Here is a 20,925-nt window from a genome sequence, read left to right on the forward strand (position 1 = left end):
TAACTTCAATTCCTATTTCATTTTCTTATACTTAATTAAAGTTAACTAAAGAATATTAGGCTAAAATTCTTAGTAAATATTCATGTTATATATTATTTTAAAAGGTTATAAAGTCTATGAATTATGGCTTAATGAAAAACATGGGGGTCTAAAAAGTGCTTGAAAGTATGTTATATTGGTAGTAAACAAAGGTTAATTTATAAATGGCTGTAAAAAACTGCAAAGATATGTCCAAGTTGTCAAAAAAACAACACTAAAAAGATAGGTATAAGACGAGGTATTCAGAGATACAGATGTAATGATTGCAACAAGAAATTTCAGTCCAAAAGAAGACCAAAAAACTTACAAGAAGTTATCTTTAAAAAGTATGTTTATAGAAGACAAATCCTACTTCATTTAGCTGAAGATTATAAACACAGCATTCCATGGATAAGAAAGCAAATATTTGATTATGAACCTTTAGAGAAAGTTCATAATCCTAGAGCAGTAGTTATTGTCTGTGATGCTACTTTTTACGGAAAGAAAAAAGACAAGCTAGGTACACTAGTTTTTAAAGATATTTTATCTGGCGAGGTTCTTATTTGGAAGCATGTACAAAGTGAACTAACTAAAGACTATAAGCAACTTCTTCAAAGACTTTTAGATATGGGCTATACAATAAAAGCTATTATAATTGATGGCAAAAGAGGCTTATACAAGGCTTTTAAAGATTATCCAGTGCAAATGTGTCACTTTCATCAAAAGAAAGTTATACAAAGATATATCACAATGCATCCAAGACTAGAAGCCGGTAAAGATCTTCAAAAAATTATGTACAACCTGACATCAACAACTCAAACTATTTTTACAAAAAAGCTAAATGAATGGTATGAAAAGTATAAAGATTTTTTAGCAGAAAAGACTATAAATCCTGACACATTCAAAGAGTCATTTACTCATCAAAAACTTGTATCCGCTTACAAGAGTTTAAAGACAAATCTACCTTACCTTTTTACTTACAAAAATGAGAAAAACATTAAAATACATAACACGACAAATGCAATAGATGGCGGTGTATTTTCTCCCATGAAAAAGTTACTCAAAATACACAATGGATTTACTAAAAGTTTGAAGTTGAAAATTGTTGATGATTATCTAGTTAGTTATAAGAAAAAATGATTATTCAGACCCCCGAATTTTTCATTAAGCCGCAAAATACACAGAATCAGCACTGGACTATAGCCACGATTCATCACTAGCAGATACCAACACACACAACAACGGACAAGTAACAACTTTCCCATCAGTGTTCAATGATAATACACTTGCAACTAATAATACTGAGTTTAGTGGGTTGGATAAAGTTGTTGGGGATGATAAAATATTTCATGTTCCAGGAACTTTTTCAGACAAAAGAGATGTTGAAAAGAGTTTTGAAGATGGGTTAAAAAACTTTTACAAAGATGATAAATTAGTTGTAGTTGACCTTGGCAGAGTACTTGAAAATAGTTATGATGATAGAGATAAACTAGCAGAAATTGTTGTTAAACAAATTATACAAACAATAAAAGACAATCCAGATGAACCAATACGAATTACAGGTCATTCACATGGTGGAAATGTTCAAAAACTAGTGACACAAAAATTAGTTGAACAGGGTTATAAAAATGTAGTTGATGATGTAATGTACTTAGGAACACCTGTAACAGATAAGCATGTAATGAATAATAAAGCATTAAAAGATACTGCTACGGTAATTAATGCTTATGATAAGAGTGATTTTGTTCAAAAGAATGGTGGCGATGGTACAACTAGCTTTTTTGGAATTAATAAATTTGAAGTTGGTTCGGCTGGTCAAACAATAGAAAATAATTATAGAGTTACAAATATAGAAGTGGAATCACCAAATCAAGGTCTTGAGACTAATAGTATCTTCAGTTTAAATCCAATAATAACTATAGGAAAAATCATTAATAAACAGTATCAAGATAAGCTTGAAGACCACTCTAATATTGATAAAGTAGAAGTGTTGCAGCAAATAAAAGAGAAGATGAAAAATGATAAATAAAATACTGATTTTACTATTTATATTATTGAATTATGTAAATGGAGATGATTGTTATCCTGATAGATACTATTACAATTATAATAATAAAAAAATACTTAATATACCTCTTAAGCAAGAATGTATGCTTATTAATAGAGTTTCAAATTTCAAATTTAATTTGGGCTATTTTTTCTTTGCTGGTAAAAACCCATTTCAAGTTCCAAAAATTTTCTCAGCTATACAAAGTCCTGCATATTTTTCAGATGAGATATTAAATGAGTTAAAGATAAGTAATGGGAAGTATCAACCAATGCTTATTTATTCAAACGATGATAAATATACTTTTATATTAGTTTTAGAAATTGATGAAATTATTTATAAATTTAATGTTACTTCGGATTACTTTGATGAAGCTAATCAATTAAGTTTATATCCTAGTGGGTATGGTGACACAGATAAAGAACAACATTATCCAATTTTTATTGATGACAATAAATTGATTTTTATAGCAACAAATCATCTTAAAGTTATTGATGCTAAAAAGTATATATTTTCTAGTGATATTTATTTTATTGAAATTGAATTGCCATTTAATGGTTCTGAGAATGCTGAAGTTATTCATAAAGGTTATTATTTATTACCTAAAGGTTTTCGCAATTATTCGAATAAAGAAATTAAAAACTTTTTTAAAAAAAGCAAATAAAAATAGATAAGCCATAACTTCTACATGTAGAGACTAAAAACCTAGAAGTTGCATCGGTTCAAGACAAGCTAAAAACTAAAACAAGAAGTATGGGAGCAAGTGCAGGTTTCGGAACAAGTGGACTAAGCAGTGTAGGTGCAAATATGGCAAAAGCAGATATGAACTCTAAGCAAACAGTTCTTACAAGCTTAACAGGAAACAAAGTAGATATTTCAGTACAAGAAAATACAACACTAAAAGGTGCAACTATTGCAAGTGTAGATAAAGAGGGTAATGACAATAACAACCTAACCCTAAAAACAGACACCCTACATGTAAGCTCACTAAACAACACCCTAAACTCAAAAAGTATTTCTGTTGGTATAAATGTAGGAGGAAGTATAAAAGACAACACAGCTTCAAATGTTGCACTAAACTTCTCAAACGATACAACCAACAAAAAAACTAAAACCCTAGCAACTCTAGGAAATGGTAATATCTTCGTAGCAAACAAAGAAGACTCAGACACTAAAATGCTTAACTCTGATATAGCAAACAACGAAGTAGATATTTATGATATATCTAGTCATAAAGGTTTGAAGGGTGAGTTGGATACTAGACTGCTTACTGAAGAAGGTAGGGCAGAGATAAAAGAGGATGCTAAAAAAGCTGGTGAAGAGATGCAGGAATTGGATAAGATACTTCCAAGTGCTAATAATGAAAATGAAGTTTTAGCGGGAATAGGTAAAACATTAAATTTACTAAATACGGTGAGTTTAGGTATTATACCAAGTGATGATAGTGATGGTGGATTGATAGGTCAAATACCTGTGTTGTTTGGGCAACATGATGTTAATCAAAAAGTAATAAAAGTAGTATCAAAGGATTCTTTATATATGAAAGAAAACCCAGACAGTTTTGTAGCTATGAAAGATAGTGATTATTATAAAAACGCATCAAAAGAAACAAAAGACATGTTAGACCTAAGAAGTGATTTGTATGTGTCAAAAGTGCCTATTAAAGTAGACAAAAATAGTGCAACTTATCAAAACGCTACAAATGGTATGATGAATACCGAAGCAGATGCAATTAAGAATGCAATAAATCAAACTCATAAAAAAGCTGATGATATTGATAAAACTGTAAACTTAACACTAAACTACAATCCAACACATGGATTACTAGGTGATGGTTTAGAATCACTAGTAGATAAAGTAGGAGGAACAACAGGAATGGCGGAACAAACAGGAGAGTTTATAAGAGATGTGACAACTGCTAGAGGAAAAGACGGTTCAAACTTTGCAGCACACTCTCAGGCAAACATCTTGACAAAATCAGGAATAGAATATATAAATGAAATATCAATTAATAATCCAGCGTTAGGGTTTTTAAGTAGGGATTATTATATGGATACAACAAAAGCCACAAAAAAAGAGCAAGAAGCAGGTATTCCAACATTTAAAGGATATGGCTCACCTATTAACACCGAGGATATGGATGGTGTAATTGGAGAATATGGTCTAAAATATAATTATAAAGGAATGACAACAAACTCACATGACTTCGTAGGAGAAGTACTAGGTGGAAATGAAGCTAACAATGAAGATAGAGGATTGATTAGGTTAACAGACCCTATAAACCCAGTAACATATATAGAAGGGTTGGTTTTATTTACAGACTATTCACCTCATAGTACTTATAAGTGTAATCCTGCTAATGGCGATATGTGTGGAGATAAGAAATAATGAGATATTTAATTTTAATACTAGCAATAATCTTTTTTAGTGGGTGTTCTTTTGGTTCTTCATATAGAAATGTAACACCTAATGAATATATTGAGAATAAATATGTTAGCGTCAATATTGCCGATAGTTCATATAGAATAAATAAAAAATATGACACTGTACCTAAGTTAGAAACTGGACTACCTAGTTTTAATAAAAGTAGAAACGGTACAAGCTATAAAATCAATTTTAGAACCTACCCATATAAAGATGCACTTTTTTATAAACAATTTTTCAATAAAGATGCAGTGTATGATGACAGTGATATTGTAAAAGAAACTTATGATGAAAATGATAAAGAACAAGGAATAAACTATAAAAAAGGATGGCAAGTTTATGTTAATGATATGAGATGTGCTGGAGGAGTTTATGCCAGAGTATCAAAAGGCTTGTACCAACATGTGGATAAGAACTATGGTATAACTTGCGGTTACTACGATAAAACAGAAGGCAGACGATTATTAGATATAAGTTATAGCTACTTCTATGCTAATGGCAATACAAGACTTCAAAAGGATAAAGATAAACCAAGAGAAGAACTTGTAAGTCAAGAACAAGCTGAAGAAGGTTTAAAAGAAGCAGTAAAAGCTTTAGTAAAAACCATAAAAATAAAAAACTTAGATAAAGAGAGAATGGAAAAAGAGGGCTTAATGCACTATGATAAAGAGTTTGAATCAACTAAGTGGTAAACAGTTGATATTGTGACATGTAGAAATAAAAAATGTGCAAACCCATAAACCTAAAATCTAACTTCTACATGTCAAACTTAAACCCTAAAAATTATCTACATGTAGATATCACAAAAACTATACTACCCCAAAAAGTAAAGGGAAGGTTGATAGAGGTTAAAGTATCTAGTAGAAGAAACCATTAATGCCATTTATGGCATAATACTTCTAAAGGAGTTGTTATGAAAAGGTTAGACTTAATAAATCAAATCATTGCTAGAAAAGAGCAACTTGGTATCACTATAGAAAATCTTGCTAAGCTTAGTGGTGTTGGCGTAAGAACAATTAATAGACTATTAAAAAATGAAGATGTTAAGTTAAGCACTATTGAGCATGTAACAAACTTCTTAGGATTAGACTTTGCAGGCAATGAACAAGTATCTATACAAGCCTTAAAGAAGCATAGAGCGCATGAGAAAGCTTTGTTTTTAGCTTCTGTAGTTCAAGGTACATCAGCACTGGAGATGCAGGGTTTAGAAGATGATAGTTTAAACACCATCATAGCCGCTTACGAAAAAGAGTTTCTTAGTGGAAGTTATAAAGATACTCTATGGGTAGCTTAAAATGATACATTCTACAAAACCTATAGACGATGCTACTCCACTTGATGACATATCAGGACTAAAACTACCAAGAGATAAAGTTTACTCTCTTAAAGAGATCTATGTTGCAGAAGCAAATAATATAGCAGTTGCAACAATTAAATACTTGTCAGCACCACCATCTAAAAAAGTAGCACCGTTCTCTTATGAATGGCTCTCAAAGCTTCACGAAGAGATGTTTGGAAATGTATGGGATTGGGCTGGAAAGTTTAGACAAGTAGAACTCTCTATTGGTATAAAGGCTTATCAAGTGCCAACAGCATTAAAAGAACTAGCAGATGATATAGCTTATTGGGATAAGAATAAAACATTTAACATATACGAAACAGCGACAAGGATACATCACAGAGCAGTTCAAATCCACCCTTATAAAAACGGTAATGGTCGCTGGTCAAGAATGTTAGCAAATATATATCTTAGACAGAATGGTTCTATGCCCGTAAAATGGCAAGAAGACTTACTATCAAAAGAGAATCCCAAACGAGATGAGTATATTCAAGCACTTAAAGCTGCTGATAATGGGGATTATTCATATTTAATTGAGATGCATAAAAGAACATACTAATAATTACCTATAAACCTTTCAACGACTTTTGACTGGCGGTTTAATTTATAGGAATGTTAGGTTGTGTGTTAATGATATTGAAAAGTTTTATATATATTGATAGTTTATTGAAAAAATTCATATTTTATTGTAAAATACATTACAGTAACTGATATTACTATAAGTGCAGGACAGAATGAAATTTTACAATAGAGGAAAAGAACTTAAAAACCTTGAAGAGATAGAAAATTCATCAAAAATATCTTCGAAAATGACAGTGATTGTTGGACGAAGAAGAATTGGAAAAACAAAACTAATCCAAGAGGCATACAAAGAGAAGATATATCTATTTGTCTCTAAGAAAAATGAAGTACTTCTATGTGAAGAATTTATCTCAATAATTCAATATGCTTTGGATGTAAAAATATTTGGTCAAATAACAAAATTCAAAGACCTTTTTGAATACCTTATGAACTTAGCCACTACAAAACCTTTCACGCTTGTAATAGATGAATTTCAAGAGTTCCTGCAAATTAACGATAGCATTTATTCTGACATGCAAAACATCTGGGATAAATACAAAGATAATTCTAAGATGAATTTAGTACTTAGTGGTTCTATCTATTCACTCATGAAGAAAATCTTTGAAGATAAAAAAGAACCTCTCTTTGGTCGTGCAAATAATAAGATTCATTTAAAACCATTTACAGTAAAAACAATCAAAGAGATTCTACAAGAGAATTATCCAGAGTTCACAAATGATGATTTATTGTCATTTTATATATTGACCGGTGGTGTAGCAAAGTATGTTGAAATACTTGTAGACAATTCTGCTTTTACATTAGACAAACAGCTTAACCTTATCTTTGATGAGTATTCACTATTTTTAGAAGAGGGAAAAAACTTACTTATCGAAGAATTTGGCAAAGAGTATACAACATACTTCTCAATATTGTCTCTTATCGCATCATCTAAGACTGCTAGGGTAGAAATAGAGAGCATCTTGGGTAAAAATGTAGGTGGTTATCTTGATAGACTAGAAAATGAATACACAATCATAAAAAAAGTGAAGCCTATCTTTGCAAAAGAGGGAAGCAGAACTTTAAGATACGAAATAATAGATAACTTTTTCAACTTTTGGTTTAGATTTATATACAAATATAAGAGTGCTATTGAAATAGAAAATTATGAGTATGTAAAAGATATTGTAAACAGAGACTATACAACATATAGCGGACGCTTTTTAGAGAAGTATTTTATAGAAAAAATAAAACTTTCTAACCAGTATTCAGATATCGGCACATACTGGGAAAGAAGGAACGAAAACGAGATAGATATCGTTGGCGTAAATGATGATAGTAAAACTATGTTAATTGCTGAAGTTAAAAGACGAGCTCAAAAAATAGATATAAATAAACTTCAAGAAAAAGCTACAAAATTAGTATCTAAGCATAAGAACTACGAAGTTCAATATCTTGGATATTCTTTGGAAGATATGTAGTTTCCCTGGTTTGTATACTTAATTACACCCCTGTGAATGAATCTCCACTTTTAACAACTAAAAAAATATCTACATGTAGAACCTAAACACAGCCCAAACAACAACCATAAAAGGTGCAACTCTCAAAGCAGATGACACTCTACAGGTAGAGACTAAAAACCGTTTTTTTAATTAAGTCTCATTTGACAATTAGGCGGTATTCGCCTATAATTATAAAAAGAGGATAATTATGACTCAACAAGAAATTAGTAGATTATTGGACATTCCGGATAGAACACTTAGGGATTGGAAGAAGAATAGAAGTAGGCTTTACGATGTATTAGAATCGCTTGATTATGATGAGACTAAAGAAAAACAGTCATTTCAAGATACAAATGATGTTGTAGTATTTAATCCTAAGAAGTACACTACTAACTGTTTTTGGCAGACTAATGAAACAAGTAGTCAGACAGTTTATTCTATTATCTACAATTACTTATCTTTGATGGATGCTAGTGACATAAAACAGATATGTAAAGAGTATGGAAAATCACTTGTCAGGTATGTACTCAATGATAAATACAAAAAAATGTATGATAAAGGCTATATAAGCACTGGTGGTATGGATATCCAACTAAGCGGTAGCTACAATAAAAGTGAAATGTACAAAGAACTCTCTAGGATAATCAATGACTGCTAATGTAATCAAAACACTCAAAAAAATCCAAGATTTAGATTTGTTCAACGATGATTTGTATTTCATCGGTGGTACTGCACTCTCATACTACATAAATCACAGAATATCTGAAGATATAGATGTCGTAAGCCCCAATATACTCAACCATAAAGCAATAATCTCATCAATGTTGTCTATCAATGCTAACAAAGTCAAAGATGAAAATGTATTTGCTCTAAGATTAGCAGGTTTGTTTCCAGATGAACATATGTTGAAATTTAATTTAGATGGTGTAAAAGTAGAATTCTTTAAAGCTAGTAGAACTCTACAATTAGAAATACTAGAGCAATCATCATTTAAACAGTTTGAAAATTCAAATATTAAGATACTAGATTTAAAGTCAATTGCTAAATTAAAAATTGTAGCACTATTTTCAAGAGATAAGTCTAGAGATCTTTTTGATTTTGGAGCGATACTAGATAATAATGTTCTATCTATAGACGAAATATTAGAAATAGCCAAAAAGCTAACTAAAATAGAGACTAAAGAATCTCTACTCATGTACATCAACGATAAAGTACAACCCCTTAACGATGAAACAGTTTATCTGGATGAAAAAGAGCGGTCATACTTGTCATTTATCGAGATTAAAGCGAGAGTCTTACAATCGATTGAAAGTATAAATGAAAGTTGATATTTTAAGGGGACCGTTCATAATTCCGTGTCAATCGGGTAAAATTATATTTACTCAAGGAATGACACATGAAAATAGAAATCGATGTAGAGCAATTTGCTCGTGATATAAAAGCTGGTAAAAGTATTGGCGGTTCAGATTGATATGTCAACCCTGTATCATATAAAGAATACAACATTCTAAGCAACCATTTCTTTTAGTAACATCTTTTCTTCGAACTCTACAGGCGACAAGTAGTTATTTATGCTATACTTTTTTAGAAAAATAAAAGGGATGTCTTATGTATAAAAAGTACCTTATTAATATGAAAAACTCTGAATCATATTTTAGAATGTTTATAGCTTCACTAGTTTTACTCTACGCCATTTATAGCTCATCATTCATTTTCGCTTTTATAAGTATGATTATATTTTACACAGCATCTACAAGATTTTGTTTTACATACTATTTATTTAATATAAATAAAAAATACAGCATAGATAACTACTATCTTTCTCTTTTACCAAAGTATAGAACTTCTCCTGTTTTTATATTTGACAACAAGGGTGAAATAACTTTTGAAAATAGCTTTTCTAAGCATGAATTACCAGATATAACATCTATTAAAACATTAAATGTAACTAACTACGAGAGCATCATTGAAAATAATATAGAAGATACTATGGAATTTGATAGCAATGGTAAAAATTATCAAATAAAATTGAAAGGTATATCCGAGGAAAATTTTATATTAGCTTACTTTACAGATGTTACAGAATTGGTAGAATTAAATAAAGCTATTGAAGATACACAAAGAGAAGTCATTTATGCCATGGGTGAAATAGGTGAAACTCGTTCTAGAGAAACAGGGAATCATGTAAAAAGAGTTGCCCTTTACTCAAACAAACTTGCACTTTTATATGGCCTATCAAAAGAAGAAGCGGATAAATTACAAATGGCTTCTCCTATGCTTGACATAGGTAAAGTAGGAATTCCTGATGCAATATTAAATGCTCCAAGAAAATTAACAGTAGATGAGTTTGAAATAATGAAGACACATGCCTCTCTTGGTTATGACATGTTAAAAAGTTCAAGCAAGCCAATACTTCAAGCAGCAGCAATTGTAGCGAACGAGCATCATGAAAAATTTGATGGCAGTGGCTATCCTAACGGTACAATTGGTGAAGATATTCACATCTATGGTCGTATCACTGCTGTTGCTGATGTTTTTGATGCACTTGGTTCTATTAGAGTATATAAAAAAGCATGGCCTCTTGAAAATATTTTAGAATTCTTTCAAAGGGAGAGTGGCAAACATCTTGACCCAAAACTAGTAAAATTATTTACAGATAATCTAGATGAATTTTTAGTTATACGAGACAAGTTCAAGGATTAATGTGAAATATTATGACTAAGACTCTAAAGATTTAATGTTCCTTAATCTTACATGTGTAACCAAACAAAGCTCACAAACTCAAAACTACTAGTAAACAACAAAACATATCCCTAATTAAATAATAAAAAAAACTAAAAACAAATAGATTATGATAAAATCAACGCATAAGTTCAAATAATTATATAGGGGTAAGTATGAACAGAGATAATCTTATAGCATTTTCTATATTTGCTATATCAACTGCTGGTTTCTTTTTATGGGGTTTTAAATTTATACCATCACACCATTTATTGCTTTTTTCTGTTGCGGCGGTTTTTGGAATATTTATGGCATTTAATATCGGCGGAAATGATGTTGCAAACTCTTTTGGTACAAGTGTTGGTGCTAAAACAATAACAATAAAACAAGCTCTTGTAATTGCAGCTATTTTTGAGTTAAGTGGTGCTATCTTTGCTGGTGGAGAAGTAACAGACACTATTCGAAAAGGTATAGTAAATATTCCTTCATCTGACTTTGACCCTATGTTATTTGTGTTGGTTATGATGTCTTCACTTTTAAGTGCTGGATTATGGTTGTTTTTTGCTTCAAAAAAAGGACTACCAGTCTCAACCACTCACTCTATTGTGGGTGGTATAGTTGGTGCAAGTTTAGCAATGGGTTATGTTGTCACAAATGGCGATAATGTCATCTCTATGGTTAGCTGGAGTAAAATAGGACAAATAGCAGCTAGCTGGGTAATATCTCCTTTATTAGGCGGTATCTTGTCTTATGGTATCTATTACTACATAAAAGTCAATATATTAACAAAAAGCAAAAATTCAGTTCAAAGATTAGATTCAATAAAAAGCCGTCTTAATTATTTGAAAGAAGCTTATAAAATTACTTTAAAAGACAAGCCTGCTGATGTTCAACTAAATGAACTAAAACAACTAGCGCATATGAATGATGATGATGAAGCCAAATTTGAAACTGCCAGCCATTATGAAAAGAAAATTGAAAAGTTAAAAGCCGAAGCTAAACATATCGATGTATTTGCACATTTACGAAAGTATATACCTCTCGTTGGTGCATTTGCCGCTTCTATAATATCTGGAATGTTGCTATTTAAGGGTTTAAAGCACCTAAAACTAGCTGTTAGTATGATAGAAACTATATGGATTATATTTGTTATTGCAACAGCTGCATATCTTATAAGTTTTGCAATAATAAATATTATGGGAAAACATGATGTACATAAAGCAACTCTTAGAATTTTCTCTTGGCTTCAAATCTTTACAGCATCAGCATTTGCTTTTAGTCATGGAGCAAATGATATAGCAAATGCGATAGGACCATTTGCTGCTATTTTAGATGTATTAAAAACTGGTGAGATAAATGCACAAGCTCCTGTTCCCATTGTTGCTATGGCAACCTTTGGTGTGGCTCTTATAGTAGGACTTTGGTTTTTAGGAAAAGAGGTTATTCAAACTGTAGGAACTCGTTTGGCAAAAATCTCACCTGTAACCGGATTCTCAGCAGAACTTGGTGCAAGTGCAGTTATATTGTTGGCTACAAAAATGGGTATTCCAGTATCTTCCACACATATACTAATTGGTGCAGTTTTAGGAATAGGGCTATTAAACAAAGATGCAAACTGGGGTTTAATGAAGCCAATAGCTTTAGCATGGATAATTACATTGCCAATTGCAGCAGTTTCATCAGCAGTATTCTTTTTTATACTAAAAGTAATAGTTGGAATATAAAAAGTAAACTAAAGGTTTTGTCTCAAGCTTTAAATGATAGCTTAGATATAATCTTTATTAAGATTGAGACCTCTGATTAATTAATAAACTAGATTCCAAGTCAAGCTTGGAATGACGATAACTCCGTCACTCTGAACTTGATTCAGATTCTAGTGGCTAATTATTCAGAGAATTTGATTAAAAAACGGAGCAAAAATGACAAATAAAAAATCACCTATAAAGCACTTTTTAGAAGTGACACTTCAAGGGGTGTTTTGGCTACTTCCTATAGTAGCGGTTGTAATGATTGTACTATGGCTATATAATAAAGTTGATTTATTGGCACACGGTGTATTTACGCTTATTGGTTTTGCACCACAAAATAACGGATTTTTATGGCTGCTTATTGTTGTAGTTATTTTTGTATTTCTTTTATATATTGTCGGTCATCTGATGGAGACAAGAGTAGCTAATTTTTTAGAGACATTAATCTCAAAGATACCAGGCTACTCAACAATCAAAGACATTATAGGTATATTTAACTCTTCAAAAAAAGGTGAAACGCAGGTTTTAGTAGTAGCTATAAGAGGCTTCGCAAACGAGGGGTACAACATAGGGCTTATGTACTCTCAAAAAGAGAGCATTATAAAAGAGCACTACACAGTAACTTTATCGCAAACACCAATCCCAAACGGTGGATATATGTTTGAAGTACATAAAGATAATATTTTTGTTATTGAAGAAGCAAAGTTTGATGACAACTTGAAGTATCTGCTCTCTATGGGTGTGAAAAGTATGTCTGATATTGTAAAAGTACAACCAAAACGAATAAGTGATTTCATTTCACTAAGCGACTGGCTGGGGAGAAAAAATGGGATTAGAGATTGAAAGAAAATTTTTAATAGATATAGACAAAGTTGAGAATTTAGAAAATGGATACGAAATTAAGCAGGGTTATATTCAGACTAAAGATAAAACTACTGTTCGTGTGAGAGTAAAGGGTGACGAGGCGTTTATAACCATAAAAGGTAAAAATGTGGGTGCATCAAGAGTTGAATTTGAGTACTCTATACCGCTCGATGATGCAAATGAAATGTTAGAGAAGTTATGCTCAAAACCATTTATAGATAAGAAAAGGTATCTTGTTGAGCATAAAAATCATACTTGGGAAATAGATGTGTTTCATAAGGAAAACGAAGGTCTAATAGTTGCAGAAGTGGAGCTTGAAGATGAAAATGAGATTGTTGAATTGCCGAAGTGGATTGTAAAAGAGGTGACTGGTGATGCCAGATACTATAACTCTAATCTTTTAGAGAATCCATTTTCCAAGTGGGAAACAAATTTGTAAAACTACATGTAGAGAGTTCTACATGTAAGAGTTAATCTAAATTAAAATGTCTTTGTAAATCTGCTTTAAACAGAAGTATCGGCACAACTATAAGTGAAGCCACAACTGCCGCTATTGTTCCAAATATTAGAGCAACTCCTAGACCGCCAAATACAGCGTCACCAGCCAAAAGTGTTGAAGCAAGGATAATGGCTGCCGCAGTCAAGAAAATAGGTTTAGCACGTGTTGCTGTTGCGTATGCGATAGCTTCAGCATTTGGCATTTTCTTTTCGTCCATTAGAGATTTTGTAAAGTCTATAAGAAGTAGTGAATTACGAGAACTAATACCTATTAGGGCGATAAAGCCTATAAGAGAAGTAGCTGTCAAAAAGAAAGTGTCTGCTGTGAAAACATCCATAATCCAGTGACCTACAATTACACCTATAATTGAGAGGAATGAGCCTAAAAGTATGATACCGCTAAGAGTATAACTTTTATAGTAGATAACCATAAGCAAAAAGATAAGAACCAAAGCAGCTATAAATGCAGCACCAAGCTCTACAAAAGTATCTAGTGTTACTTCCATCTCTCCGTCCCAGATTAGCTTATATACTTTAGAAGTCTGCTTATCAGTTAGTTGCAAGTTGAATAGACCTATTTTTTCAATCTCATATTTATCTGTAAATGTGCTTAAAATCACATCTCTAGCATCCATAAGAGGATAAACCTGAGAAACCATATCTGTCTCAGCCATAACATTTGTCATTTGGTGTAGGTTTTTACTCATAATCATAGGGTTTGATTTTTTAGCAGTAACTTCTACAAGCTCTGTAATAGGTATCATCATCCCCATTTTATTCATAAGTTTCAAAGATGAAAGCTTTGCTTTTATAGAGTTAATATCTTTAGATGAAAACTTTTTAGACTCTTTGCTTAATGAGAGGTAGATTGGGATTTGATCACTAATAGTATCTGAGTTTTTAACAGCTATCTGCATCCCTTCAAAAGAGAGGTAGAGTATGTCGTTTAACTGTTTTATATTTACTTCAGATATTGCAACTTTTGTACTTAAAACTTTTAGCTCAAAAGTATCGTAAATCTCATCATGCATAATTTCTACATCAACCAAACCGCTTGTAGTTTTAAATACGTCTGCAACTCTGTTTGATAGCTTTCTAATGCCTGTAGCATCATTTCCGTAAATCTCAGCAACTATTGCCGCTAAAACAGGAGGTCCAGCTGGAGGTTCAACAAAAGATATATTTGTGCCTTCATATATAGAGGCACAGTTTTTCAGTATGCTCGGTCTCATTCTTTGAACCATAAAGTACGACGGCTCAACTCTGTCATGTTTTTTTGTAAGGTTTAAGACTATTTCTGCAACATTCTCGCTGTTTTTAAAGTGTGAACCTTTTATAAGACCTGCAAAGTCAAGGGGAGCACCCATCCCCAAAAATACCTCTAAGTCTGTAACCTCTTTTTCTTTTTGAACTAAACCAACTACACAGTCTGTTACCTCTTTTGTTTGCTGAATAGAGCTACCTTCAACAAGTGTAGTATAAATACTGAATGTATCGTTATTTTTGCCAGGGAGCATTTTTGCCAAAACCATTTTTGTTGGAGCTATCATCATTACTGATAGTATAAAGGCAAGTAGCGTTGCAAGAAGTATAAAGTTTCTCTTCTTTGGACTCTGTATGCCATTTAGAACAGCATTGTGAAATTTTTCAAACATTAGTGATTATCCTCGCTGCTTTGGTCTGGTTTTTTTAGCATTCTAGCTGCCAAGTAAGGTGTAAATATATATGCTACAAATAGTGAAGCAACAAGAGCAACAGGAACATTTGCCGGGATTGGCTTCATAAACTGACCCATCATCTGCCCAACGAATGCCATTGGAACCATAGTCATAATAATTGCTAAAGTTGCAATATTTGTAGGTGGTCCAATCTCATCTGTAGCCTCTACCATAAGATTATCGAGTGTTTTATCTGCAGAATCTTTTGAGTGCAAGTGTCTGTGGATGTTTTCAATAACAATAATTGCAGCATCAACCAAAAGACCAAGTGAAAGTAAAAATGCAAATAGGGTAATTCGGTTAATAGTCTGATCAGTTAAATAAGCAACAAAAAGGGTAATTGCTAAAATTGCTGGAACTGTAAAAGTAACAATAAGAGACTCTCTCCAGCCAAGAACTAAGATAAGTAGGATTGCTATAATTACAATAGATAGAACAAGATGATATACAAGTTCATTTACTGCCTCATTTGCCCTTTGCCCGTCATTTCTTGTTATAGTAAATCCGATTCCCTCTTTGTTTAAAACCTCTCTGTAGGTTTCAAGTTCTGTCTTAACAGCCTCTGCGATTATTACGGCATTTGTCCCCTGAAGTTTTGAAACAGTAAGGGTAACCTGCTCTTTAAGTGGCATAAAATTACCGCTTTCATCTCTTTGACTAATATGAGCTGATTTAAAGTTTTGAATATCATATGAGTCTTCTACTTTTGCTATCTGCTTTAGGTAGATTGGTGAGCCATTGTATTGAGCTACTATTATATTTCCAATATCATCAGCGCTCTCAATCGCATTTTTGACACCAAGTATAATAAGCTTATTTTCTTCAGTTCTGTTTTTTACGGCTGGAACACTGTATGAAAGTGAGTTTACCCCTTGCACAATTTGACCCATAGAGATATTGTAACCAGAGAGTTTATTAATATCTACTTCTATATTGAACTGGTGTCTATTACCACCTTTTAGCTCTGTAACGGCCACATTATTTAGACCATTTATTTGGTGTTGAATATCTTTAACTTTGTCGTATAGCTCAGTTTTACTCATCTGCTTATTTTTTGAGTAAAAAGCAACAGAAACAACGGGAATGTCAACATCAATATCAAGAGGTTTTATAATAGGGTTCATCGCACCTTTAGGAAACATACCTGAGTTTTGCATAATCTTGTCATACACTTTAAGGTTTGACCCCTCTTTTTCCTCACCAATAAAAAATGCGGCATTTACAATTCCGACATTATCCATAGCCATTCCAGAGATGTGCTCAACTCCCTTTACCTCTTTAAGCTTTCGCTCTAGTGGTTTAACAATAACTTTTTCTATCTCGGCTGCACTAGCACCTGGAAGAGCAACAATTACAGTAGAACCACTTACTACCATCTGAGGGTTCTCTTCTCTTGGCATAATCATAAGGGCTAGATATCCAATGGAGAGTAAAAATATACCCAATACAATAGTTAGAGGATTTCTTAAAAATCCAGATGCCAGTTTCCCGGCTATATCATTTGGTTTATAATTATTCATAAGCAGTGCCTTATTTAATAATTACAGTAGCATACATACCAGGATATACTGATTTGTAACTGTTTTTAAATGAAATTTTAATCTGAAATGTGTGAGTCATCGGGTTTGAATTGGGGATAATCGCACTTACTGTCCCTATCACTTTTATGTTTTGTGATGGTATGTTCACAGTAACCTTTGTTCCATGCTTTATGCGGCTTAAATCATTTTCAGCTATTTCAGCAGATATTTTAAGATTAGTTAAATCTGAAAGTATAATAGCTGGCATACCAGGCATAGCCATCTCACCGACTTTTATGTTTTTATTTACAATAACACCGTCATTTGGCGCTTTTATATTTAGGTATCTGTACTGGTTTTTAACTTCTGCTAATTGTGCTTCTGCTTGTGTCACTTGCTTCTTTGCTATGTTTATCATATTCGCTAAATTTTGTTCAGCAAGTGAAAGATTCTCAACTTCAAACTTTGAAACCATATCTTTTTCAAGAAGTCTCTTATGACGCTCTAGGTTTAGTTTTACATTTGTGTATTGGTTTTGATACATTTGAAGGGAGAGTTGCGCTTGTGAAATACCAAGTTGAACCTGAGTAAGCGCGGAGTCGATTTCTTTTGAATCAATAGTATAAAGAAGGTCTCCTTTTTTTACAAAGTCACCCTCGGAAACTTTGACTTCTGTTACAAAGCCCATAAAACGGCTTGTTATCATCTTTTTATTATCACTTATAACTGTTCCTGAAAGTGTTATGCTCTCTGCTACAAGCGAAGCTCCCAGTGCTAAAAGTATTAAAAATCTCTTCATTTATCTTCTCCATTTGCTAATTTTTCTAATGCGAATATTCTTTCGTTTCTCTTGTTTCTTGCTTGATTAAGTTGCAGAATTTTTTGAATTTGTTCAGACTGTTTTATGATTACGTCACTCATGGAAGAGAGTTTCTCTTTATATCTTCCCTCGTAGTTTTTGTAAATCTCATCAGCAAGAGCCAACTCTTTTTCTAGAGAGATTATATCGTGATTATAAGTGTCAATCTCTGTTTTTATTTTGTCTATCTGAAGTGCTATGCCACTGTTTGCAAGTTGAACTTGAGTCTTTGTTTTTATAAAATCAAGACGTGCCTTTTCAACATTTGCACTGTCTATCCCGCCGTTAAATATATTCCAAGTAAGTCTAGCTCCGATTGTATAGGCTGCATGGTCAGATGCTTCACCCAAAAATGAGTTGTCAGCAGTTGACACTTCTGCAAAAGCCCCAATCATAGGGTAGTACGAAGCCTCAGAGAGTTGAACCATACTTTTTTTAATCCCCAGTCCATTATTTGCTCTTTTTATATCTATGTTAGAACTTAAAATATCATCATTTGTGTATGATGGCATCGGCATATCCATAGATGGAGTTTGAATCTCTGTGACTTTTTGGTTTAGTAAAAAGCTGATAAAGTGGTAAAGAAGTTTTTGATTAGAGTCCATTTGAGAGATAAGTCTCTCAACATTTCCCTTTTTGGCTTTTACTTCAAGCAGGTCTACTTTTTTTGCATAACCTACCTCTATCATATTTTTTGTAATAAGTTCAAGGGTGTCAATATTTTGTAAAATAGTATTGAGATTTTCACTTGAGTTTCTCAAAAGAGCCATATCATAAAAGCTTTTTCTGATTTGATAAATTTTTTCGTTTACAACTTGCTTTTTTTCAAGAGTTTTCATTTTTGTCATAGAATTCATGATATCTGTATAGCTAGAGATTTTAAAGCCTGTGAAAATAGGCACTTCGTACTTTAGTTTACTCTGAAAAAAGTTTCTTGAGTCAGGGTAGTTTAGGTCATCTGGTTGTACAGCAAGTAGTCCACTCATATCCGATGGAGCAATATCTGCTGCTGCACCACCTATAGCTTGCCCAAGCGGTGTTAAAAACTCATTAAAACCAAAATCACCAAAAGTCGCCTCTCTAGAGGTTAGTTTAAAGCCAAAAACATTTCCCGCATCATCAGAGTTTGCAAAATCTTGTATAAAATCTAGTTTACCCCAATGGTTTCCTGAAGCTGTTTTTACATCTTCTTTGGCTGATTGCAACTCTAACGAGGCACTTTTTATCTCTAAGTTCTCTTTTTTTAAAATTTCTATAGCAGCAGTCAAGTCAATAGATTCTGAGGCATATATAATTGATGAATTAAGGATAAACGCAGTAAAGAGCAGACCGAATCTTTTTTTCATAAAGTTCCTTTGTTTTTATCTTATTAAATTAAGCTTTGATTATAACATATATGTCTTTAAGTTATATTGATAGAATATAGCAACTCTAATTTAACTAATCTTGTTTGAAGTAAATTGTATTTAACATTCTCAAAAGAACTACTTAAACTATGGATAGTTTTGATAGAATAAGAGATTAATTAAAAAGGCAAAAATATAGAGATGCAAATGGTAGTAGATTCCTTGAGAGCCAAGGGGAAGATTTATAAAAAAATGTTAGAGATAGCCCCCAAAGAGCTTGGAGTGCGAAACAAGATAAAAATATTTAAAGCTACGGATGTGACCGGGTATTTTTGGGTAATTATTGCAGTTAGCCAAAAGAGTAGAATACTTATGAAAGATGTACATAAATTTGAAGAGATTTATGCAAAGTTAACCATTTTTTGCGGGCATAATTTTAAACACAAAATTATTTTTATAGATGCACCGCTATGCTCCAAAGCTAGTGAAGCATTTAAAAAGCAAGGGTGGAAGATTCACTAATGCTACTTTGTGATATTGGAAATACTTCGTTTCATTTTCTTGACGGTGATGAAGATTATAAAAAAGATGCTAAAACTTTTGAACCATCAACCGTTCAAGAGAGGGTCTTTTATATTTGTGTAAATCCAGATGTCAAAAATATTTTAAAACCTTTAAAAAACTGGGTTGATTTGTCTCTACATGTAGATATGTCAAAATACTATGAAACAATCGGTATAGATAGAGTTATTGCATGTGAAGATATAGGCGATGGTATTGTCATAGATGCCGGAAGTGCAATTACGGTTGACCTTGTAAAAAGTGGAAAATATGAGGGTGGTTTTATATATCCAGGGCTTATGGCTATGAGTAACGCATATAAAAATATATCAACAGTTTTGGATTACTCATTTAACTTTGAGCTAGATTTAGATAAAATGCCAAAAAATTCCAGAGATTCCATAAGTTATGGATATCTTAAAACACTTCAGAGTGAAGTTCTCTCTCATAATATGAAAATAGTTTTAACGGGTGGAGATGCAAAAGAGTTTGCGAAAATCTTTACTGAAGCAATAATCGACGAGAGAGTAGTGTTTAACGGGATGAAAAAGATAATGAAAAAGGCAAATATATGTTAACAGTTGCACTTCCAAAAGGTCGTATCGCAAAAGAGACTTTAGAGATTTTTGAGACAATTTTTGGTGACACTTTTAAATTTGATGATAGAAAACTAATCCTTGATACTCCAGATTTTCGTTTTTTACTTGTTAGAAATCAAGATGTGGCTACATACGTTTACCACCAAGCAGCAGATATCGGTGTTGTTGGACTAGATACTTTAGAAGAGCAGGGCTTAGATGTTATTCGCCTTCTTGACCTTAAGCGAGGCATCTGTAAAGTTTCAATCGGTATGAAAAACGGTGAAAAACTTGACCTTGATAAGCCAGATATTAAAGTTGCATCAAAAATGGTAAATATCACTAAGCGTTACTTTGAAGAGCGTGCCGTATCTGTTGATATTATTAAGCTTTATGGCTCTATAGAACTGGCTCCAATTATTGGACTTGCTGATATGATAGTTGATGTTGTTGAGACAGGTGCTACAATGAAGCAAAATGGTTTAGAAGTTGTAGAAGACATTATGACTTCATCAACTTACCTGATTGCCAACAAAAACAGCTACATCGCTAAAAAAGATAAAGTTTTAGATATCTATGAAAAAATCAACGAAGTTATCAAAGCCGAACAAGAAGCTAAATAAT

The 20,925-nt window shown here is 32.4% G+C and carries 21 protein-coding genes; 17 read left to right on the top strand and 4 right to left on the bottom strand.

The genetic code is table 11. The features are described from left to right. Positions 1-225 precede the first annotated feature (225 nt). The 14 genes from HUE87_RS12905 (at position 226) to HUE87_RS05125 (ending at position 13,660) form a co-directional block, all read left to right on the top strand. Positions 226-1,158 carry an IS256 family transposase, variant Zn-binding type gene (locus HUE87_RS12905; protein ID WP_430732982.1) on the top strand — a complete coding sequence of 311 codons (933 nt, stop codon included), beginning with the start codon at positions 226-228 and terminating at the stop codon, positions 1,156-1,158. A 127-nt stretch (positions 1,159-1,285) separates the two neighbouring features. Continuing rightward, entirely contained in the window at positions 1,286-2,047 is a 762-nt protein-coding gene (locus HUE87_RS05065; protein WP_194367640.1) for a DUF726 domain-containing protein, read from the top strand. Then, the gene (locus tag HUE87_RS05070) at positions 2,037-2,729 is read left to right on the top strand and encodes a hypothetical protein (RefSeq protein ID WP_194367641.1); all 693 of its coding nucleotides are present in this window, start codon (positions 2,037-2,039) and stop codon (positions 2,727-2,729) included. Before HUE87_RS05065 ends, HUE87_RS05070 begins: the two co-directional genes overlap by 11 nt. 89 nt (positions 2,730-2,818) lie before the next feature. Continuing rightward, the gene (locus HUE87_RS05075; RefSeq protein ID WP_194367642.1) at positions 2,819-4,453 is read left to right on the top strand and encodes a hypothetical protein; all 1,635 of its coding nucleotides are present in this window, start codon (positions 2,819-2,821) and stop codon (positions 4,451-4,453) included. Continuing rightward, complete coding sequence (locus tag HUE87_RS05080) at positions 4,453-5,181, top strand: hypothetical protein (protein WP_194367643.1); 729 nt, start codon at positions 4,453-4,455, stop codon at positions 5,179-5,181. The genes HUE87_RS05075 and HUE87_RS05080 overlap by 1 nt, the downstream gene beginning before the upstream one ends. A gap of 221 nt (positions 5,182-5,402) precedes the next feature. After that, complete coding sequence (locus HUE87_RS05085) at positions 5,403-5,783, top strand: helix-turn-helix domain-containing protein (protein WP_194367644.1); 381 nt, start codon at positions 5,403-5,405, stop codon at positions 5,781-5,783. A gap of 1 nt (position 5,784) precedes the next feature. Further along, positions 5,785-6,387, top strand: a complete 603-nt coding sequence (locus HUE87_RS05090; RefSeq protein WP_194367645.1) for a mobile mystery protein B — start codon at positions 5,785-5,787, stop codon at positions 6,385-6,387. A 175-nt stretch (positions 6,388-6,562) separates the two neighbouring features. Beyond that, positions 6,563-7,867: an ATP-binding protein gene (locus HUE87_RS05095; RefSeq protein WP_194367646.1), complete on the top strand. Its 1,305-nt coding sequence runs from the start codon at positions 6,563-6,565 to the stop codon at positions 7,865-7,867. A 229-nt stretch (positions 7,868-8,096) separates the two neighbouring features. Further along, positions 8,097-8,546 (top strand): helix-turn-helix domain-containing protein, encoded by a 450-nt coding sequence (locus tag HUE87_RS05100; protein ID WP_194367647.1) that lies wholly within the window; start codon positions 8,097-8,099, stop codon positions 8,544-8,546. Further along, positions 8,536-9,216, top strand: coding sequence for a nucleotidyl transferase AbiEii/AbiGii toxin family protein (locus tag HUE87_RS05105; RefSeq protein WP_194367648.1), 681 nt, complete (start codon positions 8,536-8,538; stop codon positions 9,214-9,216). The genes HUE87_RS05100 and HUE87_RS05105 overlap by 11 nt, the downstream gene beginning before the upstream one ends. 280 nt (positions 9,217-9,496) lie before the next feature. Then, the gene (locus tag HUE87_RS12910) at positions 9,497-10,591 is read left to right on the top strand and encodes an HD domain-containing phosphohydrolase (RefSeq protein WP_430732979.1); all 1,095 of its coding nucleotides are present in this window, start codon (positions 9,497-9,499) and stop codon (positions 10,589-10,591) included. Between the two features lie 194 nt (positions 10,592-10,785). After that, a complete protein-coding gene (locus tag HUE87_RS05115; protein WP_194367649.1) occupies positions 10,786-12,333 on the top strand; it encodes an inorganic phosphate transporter in 1,548 nt (515 codons plus the stop codon). A gap of 195 nt (positions 12,334-12,528) precedes the next feature. Then, a complete protein-coding gene (locus HUE87_RS05120; RefSeq protein WP_194367650.1) occupies positions 12,529-13,200 on the top strand; it encodes a DUF502 domain-containing protein in 672 nt (223 codons plus the stop codon). Next, positions 13,184-13,660 (top strand): CYTH domain-containing protein, encoded by a 477-nt coding sequence (locus HUE87_RS05125; RefSeq protein WP_194367651.1) that lies wholly within the window; start codon positions 13,184-13,186, stop codon positions 13,658-13,660. Before HUE87_RS05120 ends, HUE87_RS05125 begins: the two co-directional genes overlap by 17 nt. 31 nt (positions 13,661-13,691) lie before the next feature. On the opposite strand, the gene HUE87_RS12795 is transcribed toward HUE87_RS05125, so the two are convergent. Genes HUE87_RS12795 through HUE87_RS05145 form a run of 4 tightly spaced genes read right to left on the bottom strand, consistent with a single transcriptional unit; the run spans position 13,692 to position 19,162 of the window. After that, on the bottom strand, positions 13,692-15,374 hold the full coding sequence (locus HUE87_RS12795; RefSeq protein WP_194367652.1) for an efflux RND transporter permease subunit: 1,683 nt from the start codon (positions 15,372-15,374) through the stop codon (positions 13,692-13,694). Continuing rightward, positions 15,374-16,957 carry an efflux RND transporter permease subunit gene (locus tag HUE87_RS12800; protein ID WP_194367653.1) on the bottom strand — a complete coding sequence of 528 codons (1,584 nt, stop codon included), beginning with the start codon at positions 16,955-16,957 and terminating at the stop codon, positions 15,374-15,376. Before HUE87_RS12800 ends, HUE87_RS12795 begins: the two co-directional genes overlap by 1 nt. Positions 16,958-16,967: 10 nt before the next feature. Continuing rightward, positions 16,968-17,756: an efflux RND transporter periplasmic adaptor subunit gene (locus HUE87_RS05140; RefSeq protein WP_194367654.1), complete on the bottom strand. Its 789-nt coding sequence runs from the start codon at positions 17,754-17,756 to the stop codon at positions 16,968-16,970. Next, positions 17,753-19,162: a TolC family protein gene (locus tag HUE87_RS05145; protein WP_194367655.1), complete on the bottom strand. Its 1,410-nt coding sequence runs from the start codon at positions 19,160-19,162 to the stop codon at positions 17,753-17,755. The genes HUE87_RS05140 and HUE87_RS05145 overlap by 4 nt, the downstream gene beginning before the upstream one ends. Before the next feature lie 207 nt (positions 19,163-19,369). On the opposite strand from HUE87_RS05145, the gene HUE87_RS05150 reads away from it, so the two are divergent. The 3 genes from HUE87_RS05150 to hisG are packed head-to-tail and all read left to right on the top strand — an operon-like array spanning position 19,370 to position 20,924. After that, positions 19,370-19,684, top strand: coding sequence for a hypothetical protein (locus HUE87_RS05150; RefSeq protein ID WP_229855231.1), 315 nt, complete (start codon positions 19,370-19,372; stop codon positions 19,682-19,684). Further along, positions 19,669-20,301 carry a type III pantothenate kinase gene (locus HUE87_RS05155; RefSeq protein WP_229855232.1) on the top strand — a complete coding sequence of 211 codons (633 nt, stop codon included), beginning with the start codon at positions 19,669-19,671 and terminating at the stop codon, positions 20,299-20,301. Before HUE87_RS05150 ends, HUE87_RS05155 begins: the two co-directional genes overlap by 16 nt. Next, on the top strand, positions 20,295-20,924 hold the full coding sequence (hisG, locus tag HUE87_RS05160; RefSeq protein ID WP_194367657.1) for an ATP phosphoribosyltransferase: 630 nt from the start codon (positions 20,295-20,297) through the stop codon (positions 20,922-20,924). Before HUE87_RS05155 ends, hisG begins: the two co-directional genes overlap by 7 nt. Position 20,925 lies beyond the last annotated feature (1 nt).

It is taken from the genome of Candidatus Sulfurimonas marisnigri (genome assembly GCF_015265475.1).
Lineage (GTDB): Bacteria > Campylobacterota > Campylobacteria > Campylobacterales > Sulfurimonadaceae > Sulfurimonas > Sulfurimonas marisnigri.

Excerpts from the sequence above, each read along its gene's own strand:
- HUE87_RS05070 (WP_194367641.1), top strand. The coding sequence starts at position 2,037 with ATGATAAATAAAATACTGATTTTACTATTTATATTATTGAATTATGTA.
- HUE87_RS05075 (WP_194367642.1), top strand. The coding sequence starts at position 2,819 with ATGGGAGCAAGTGCAGGTTTCGGAACAAGTGGACTAAGCAGTGTAGGT.
- HUE87_RS05080 (WP_194367643.1), top strand. The coding sequence starts at position 4,453 with ATGAGATATTTAATTTTAATACTAGCAATAATCTTTTTTAGTGGGTGT.
- HUE87_RS05085 (WP_194367644.1), top strand. The coding sequence starts at position 5,403 with ATGAAAAGGTTAGACTTAATAAATCAAATCATTGCTAGAAAAGAGCAA.
- HUE87_RS05090 (WP_194367645.1), top strand. The coding sequence starts at position 5,785 with ATGATACATTCTACAAAACCTATAGACGATGCTACTCCACTTGATGAC.
- HUE87_RS05095 (WP_194367646.1), top strand. The coding sequence starts at position 6,563 with ATGAAATTTTACAATAGAGGAAAAGAACTTAAAAACCTTGAAGAGATA.
- HUE87_RS05100 (WP_194367647.1), top strand. The coding sequence starts at position 8,097 with ATGACTCAACAAGAAATTAGTAGATTATTGGACATTCCGGATAGAACA.
- HUE87_RS05105 (WP_194367648.1), top strand. The coding sequence starts at position 8,536 with ATGACTGCTAATGTAATCAAAACACTCAAAAAAATCCAAGATTTAGAT.
- HUE87_RS12910 (WP_430732979.1), top strand. The coding sequence starts at position 9,497 with ATGTATAAAAAGTACCTTATTAATATGAAAAACTCTGAATCATATTTT.
- HUE87_RS05115 (WP_194367649.1), top strand. The coding sequence starts at position 10,786 with ATGAACAGAGATAATCTTATAGCATTTTCTATATTTGCTATATCAACT.
- HUE87_RS05120 (WP_194367650.1), top strand. The coding sequence starts at position 12,529 with ATGACAAATAAAAAATCACCTATAAAGCACTTTTTAGAAGTGACACTT.
- HUE87_RS05125 (WP_194367651.1), top strand. The coding sequence starts at position 13,184 with ATGGGATTAGAGATTGAAAGAAAATTTTTAATAGATATAGACAAAGTT.
- HUE87_RS12795 (WP_194367652.1), bottom strand. The coding sequence starts at position 15,374 with ATGTTTGAAAAATTTCACAATGCTGTTCTAAATGGCATACAGAGTCCA.
- HUE87_RS12800 (WP_194367653.1), bottom strand. The coding sequence starts at position 16,957 with ATGAATAATTATAAACCAAATGATATAGCCGGGAAACTGGCATCTGGA.
- HUE87_RS05140 (WP_194367654.1), bottom strand. The coding sequence starts at position 17,756 with ATGAAGAGATTTTTAATACTTTTAGCACTGGGAGCTTCGCTTGTAGCA.
- HUE87_RS05145 (WP_194367655.1), bottom strand. The coding sequence starts at position 19,162 with ATGAAAAAAAGATTCGGTCTGCTCTTTACTGCGTTTATCCTTAATTCA.
- HUE87_RS05150 (WP_229855231.1), top strand. The coding sequence starts at position 19,370 with ATGGTAGTAGATTCCTTGAGAGCCAAGGGGAAGATTTATAAAAAAATG.
- hisG (WP_194367657.1), top strand. The coding sequence starts at position 20,295 with ATGTTAACAGTTGCACTTCCAAAAGGTCGTATCGCAAAAGAGACTTTA.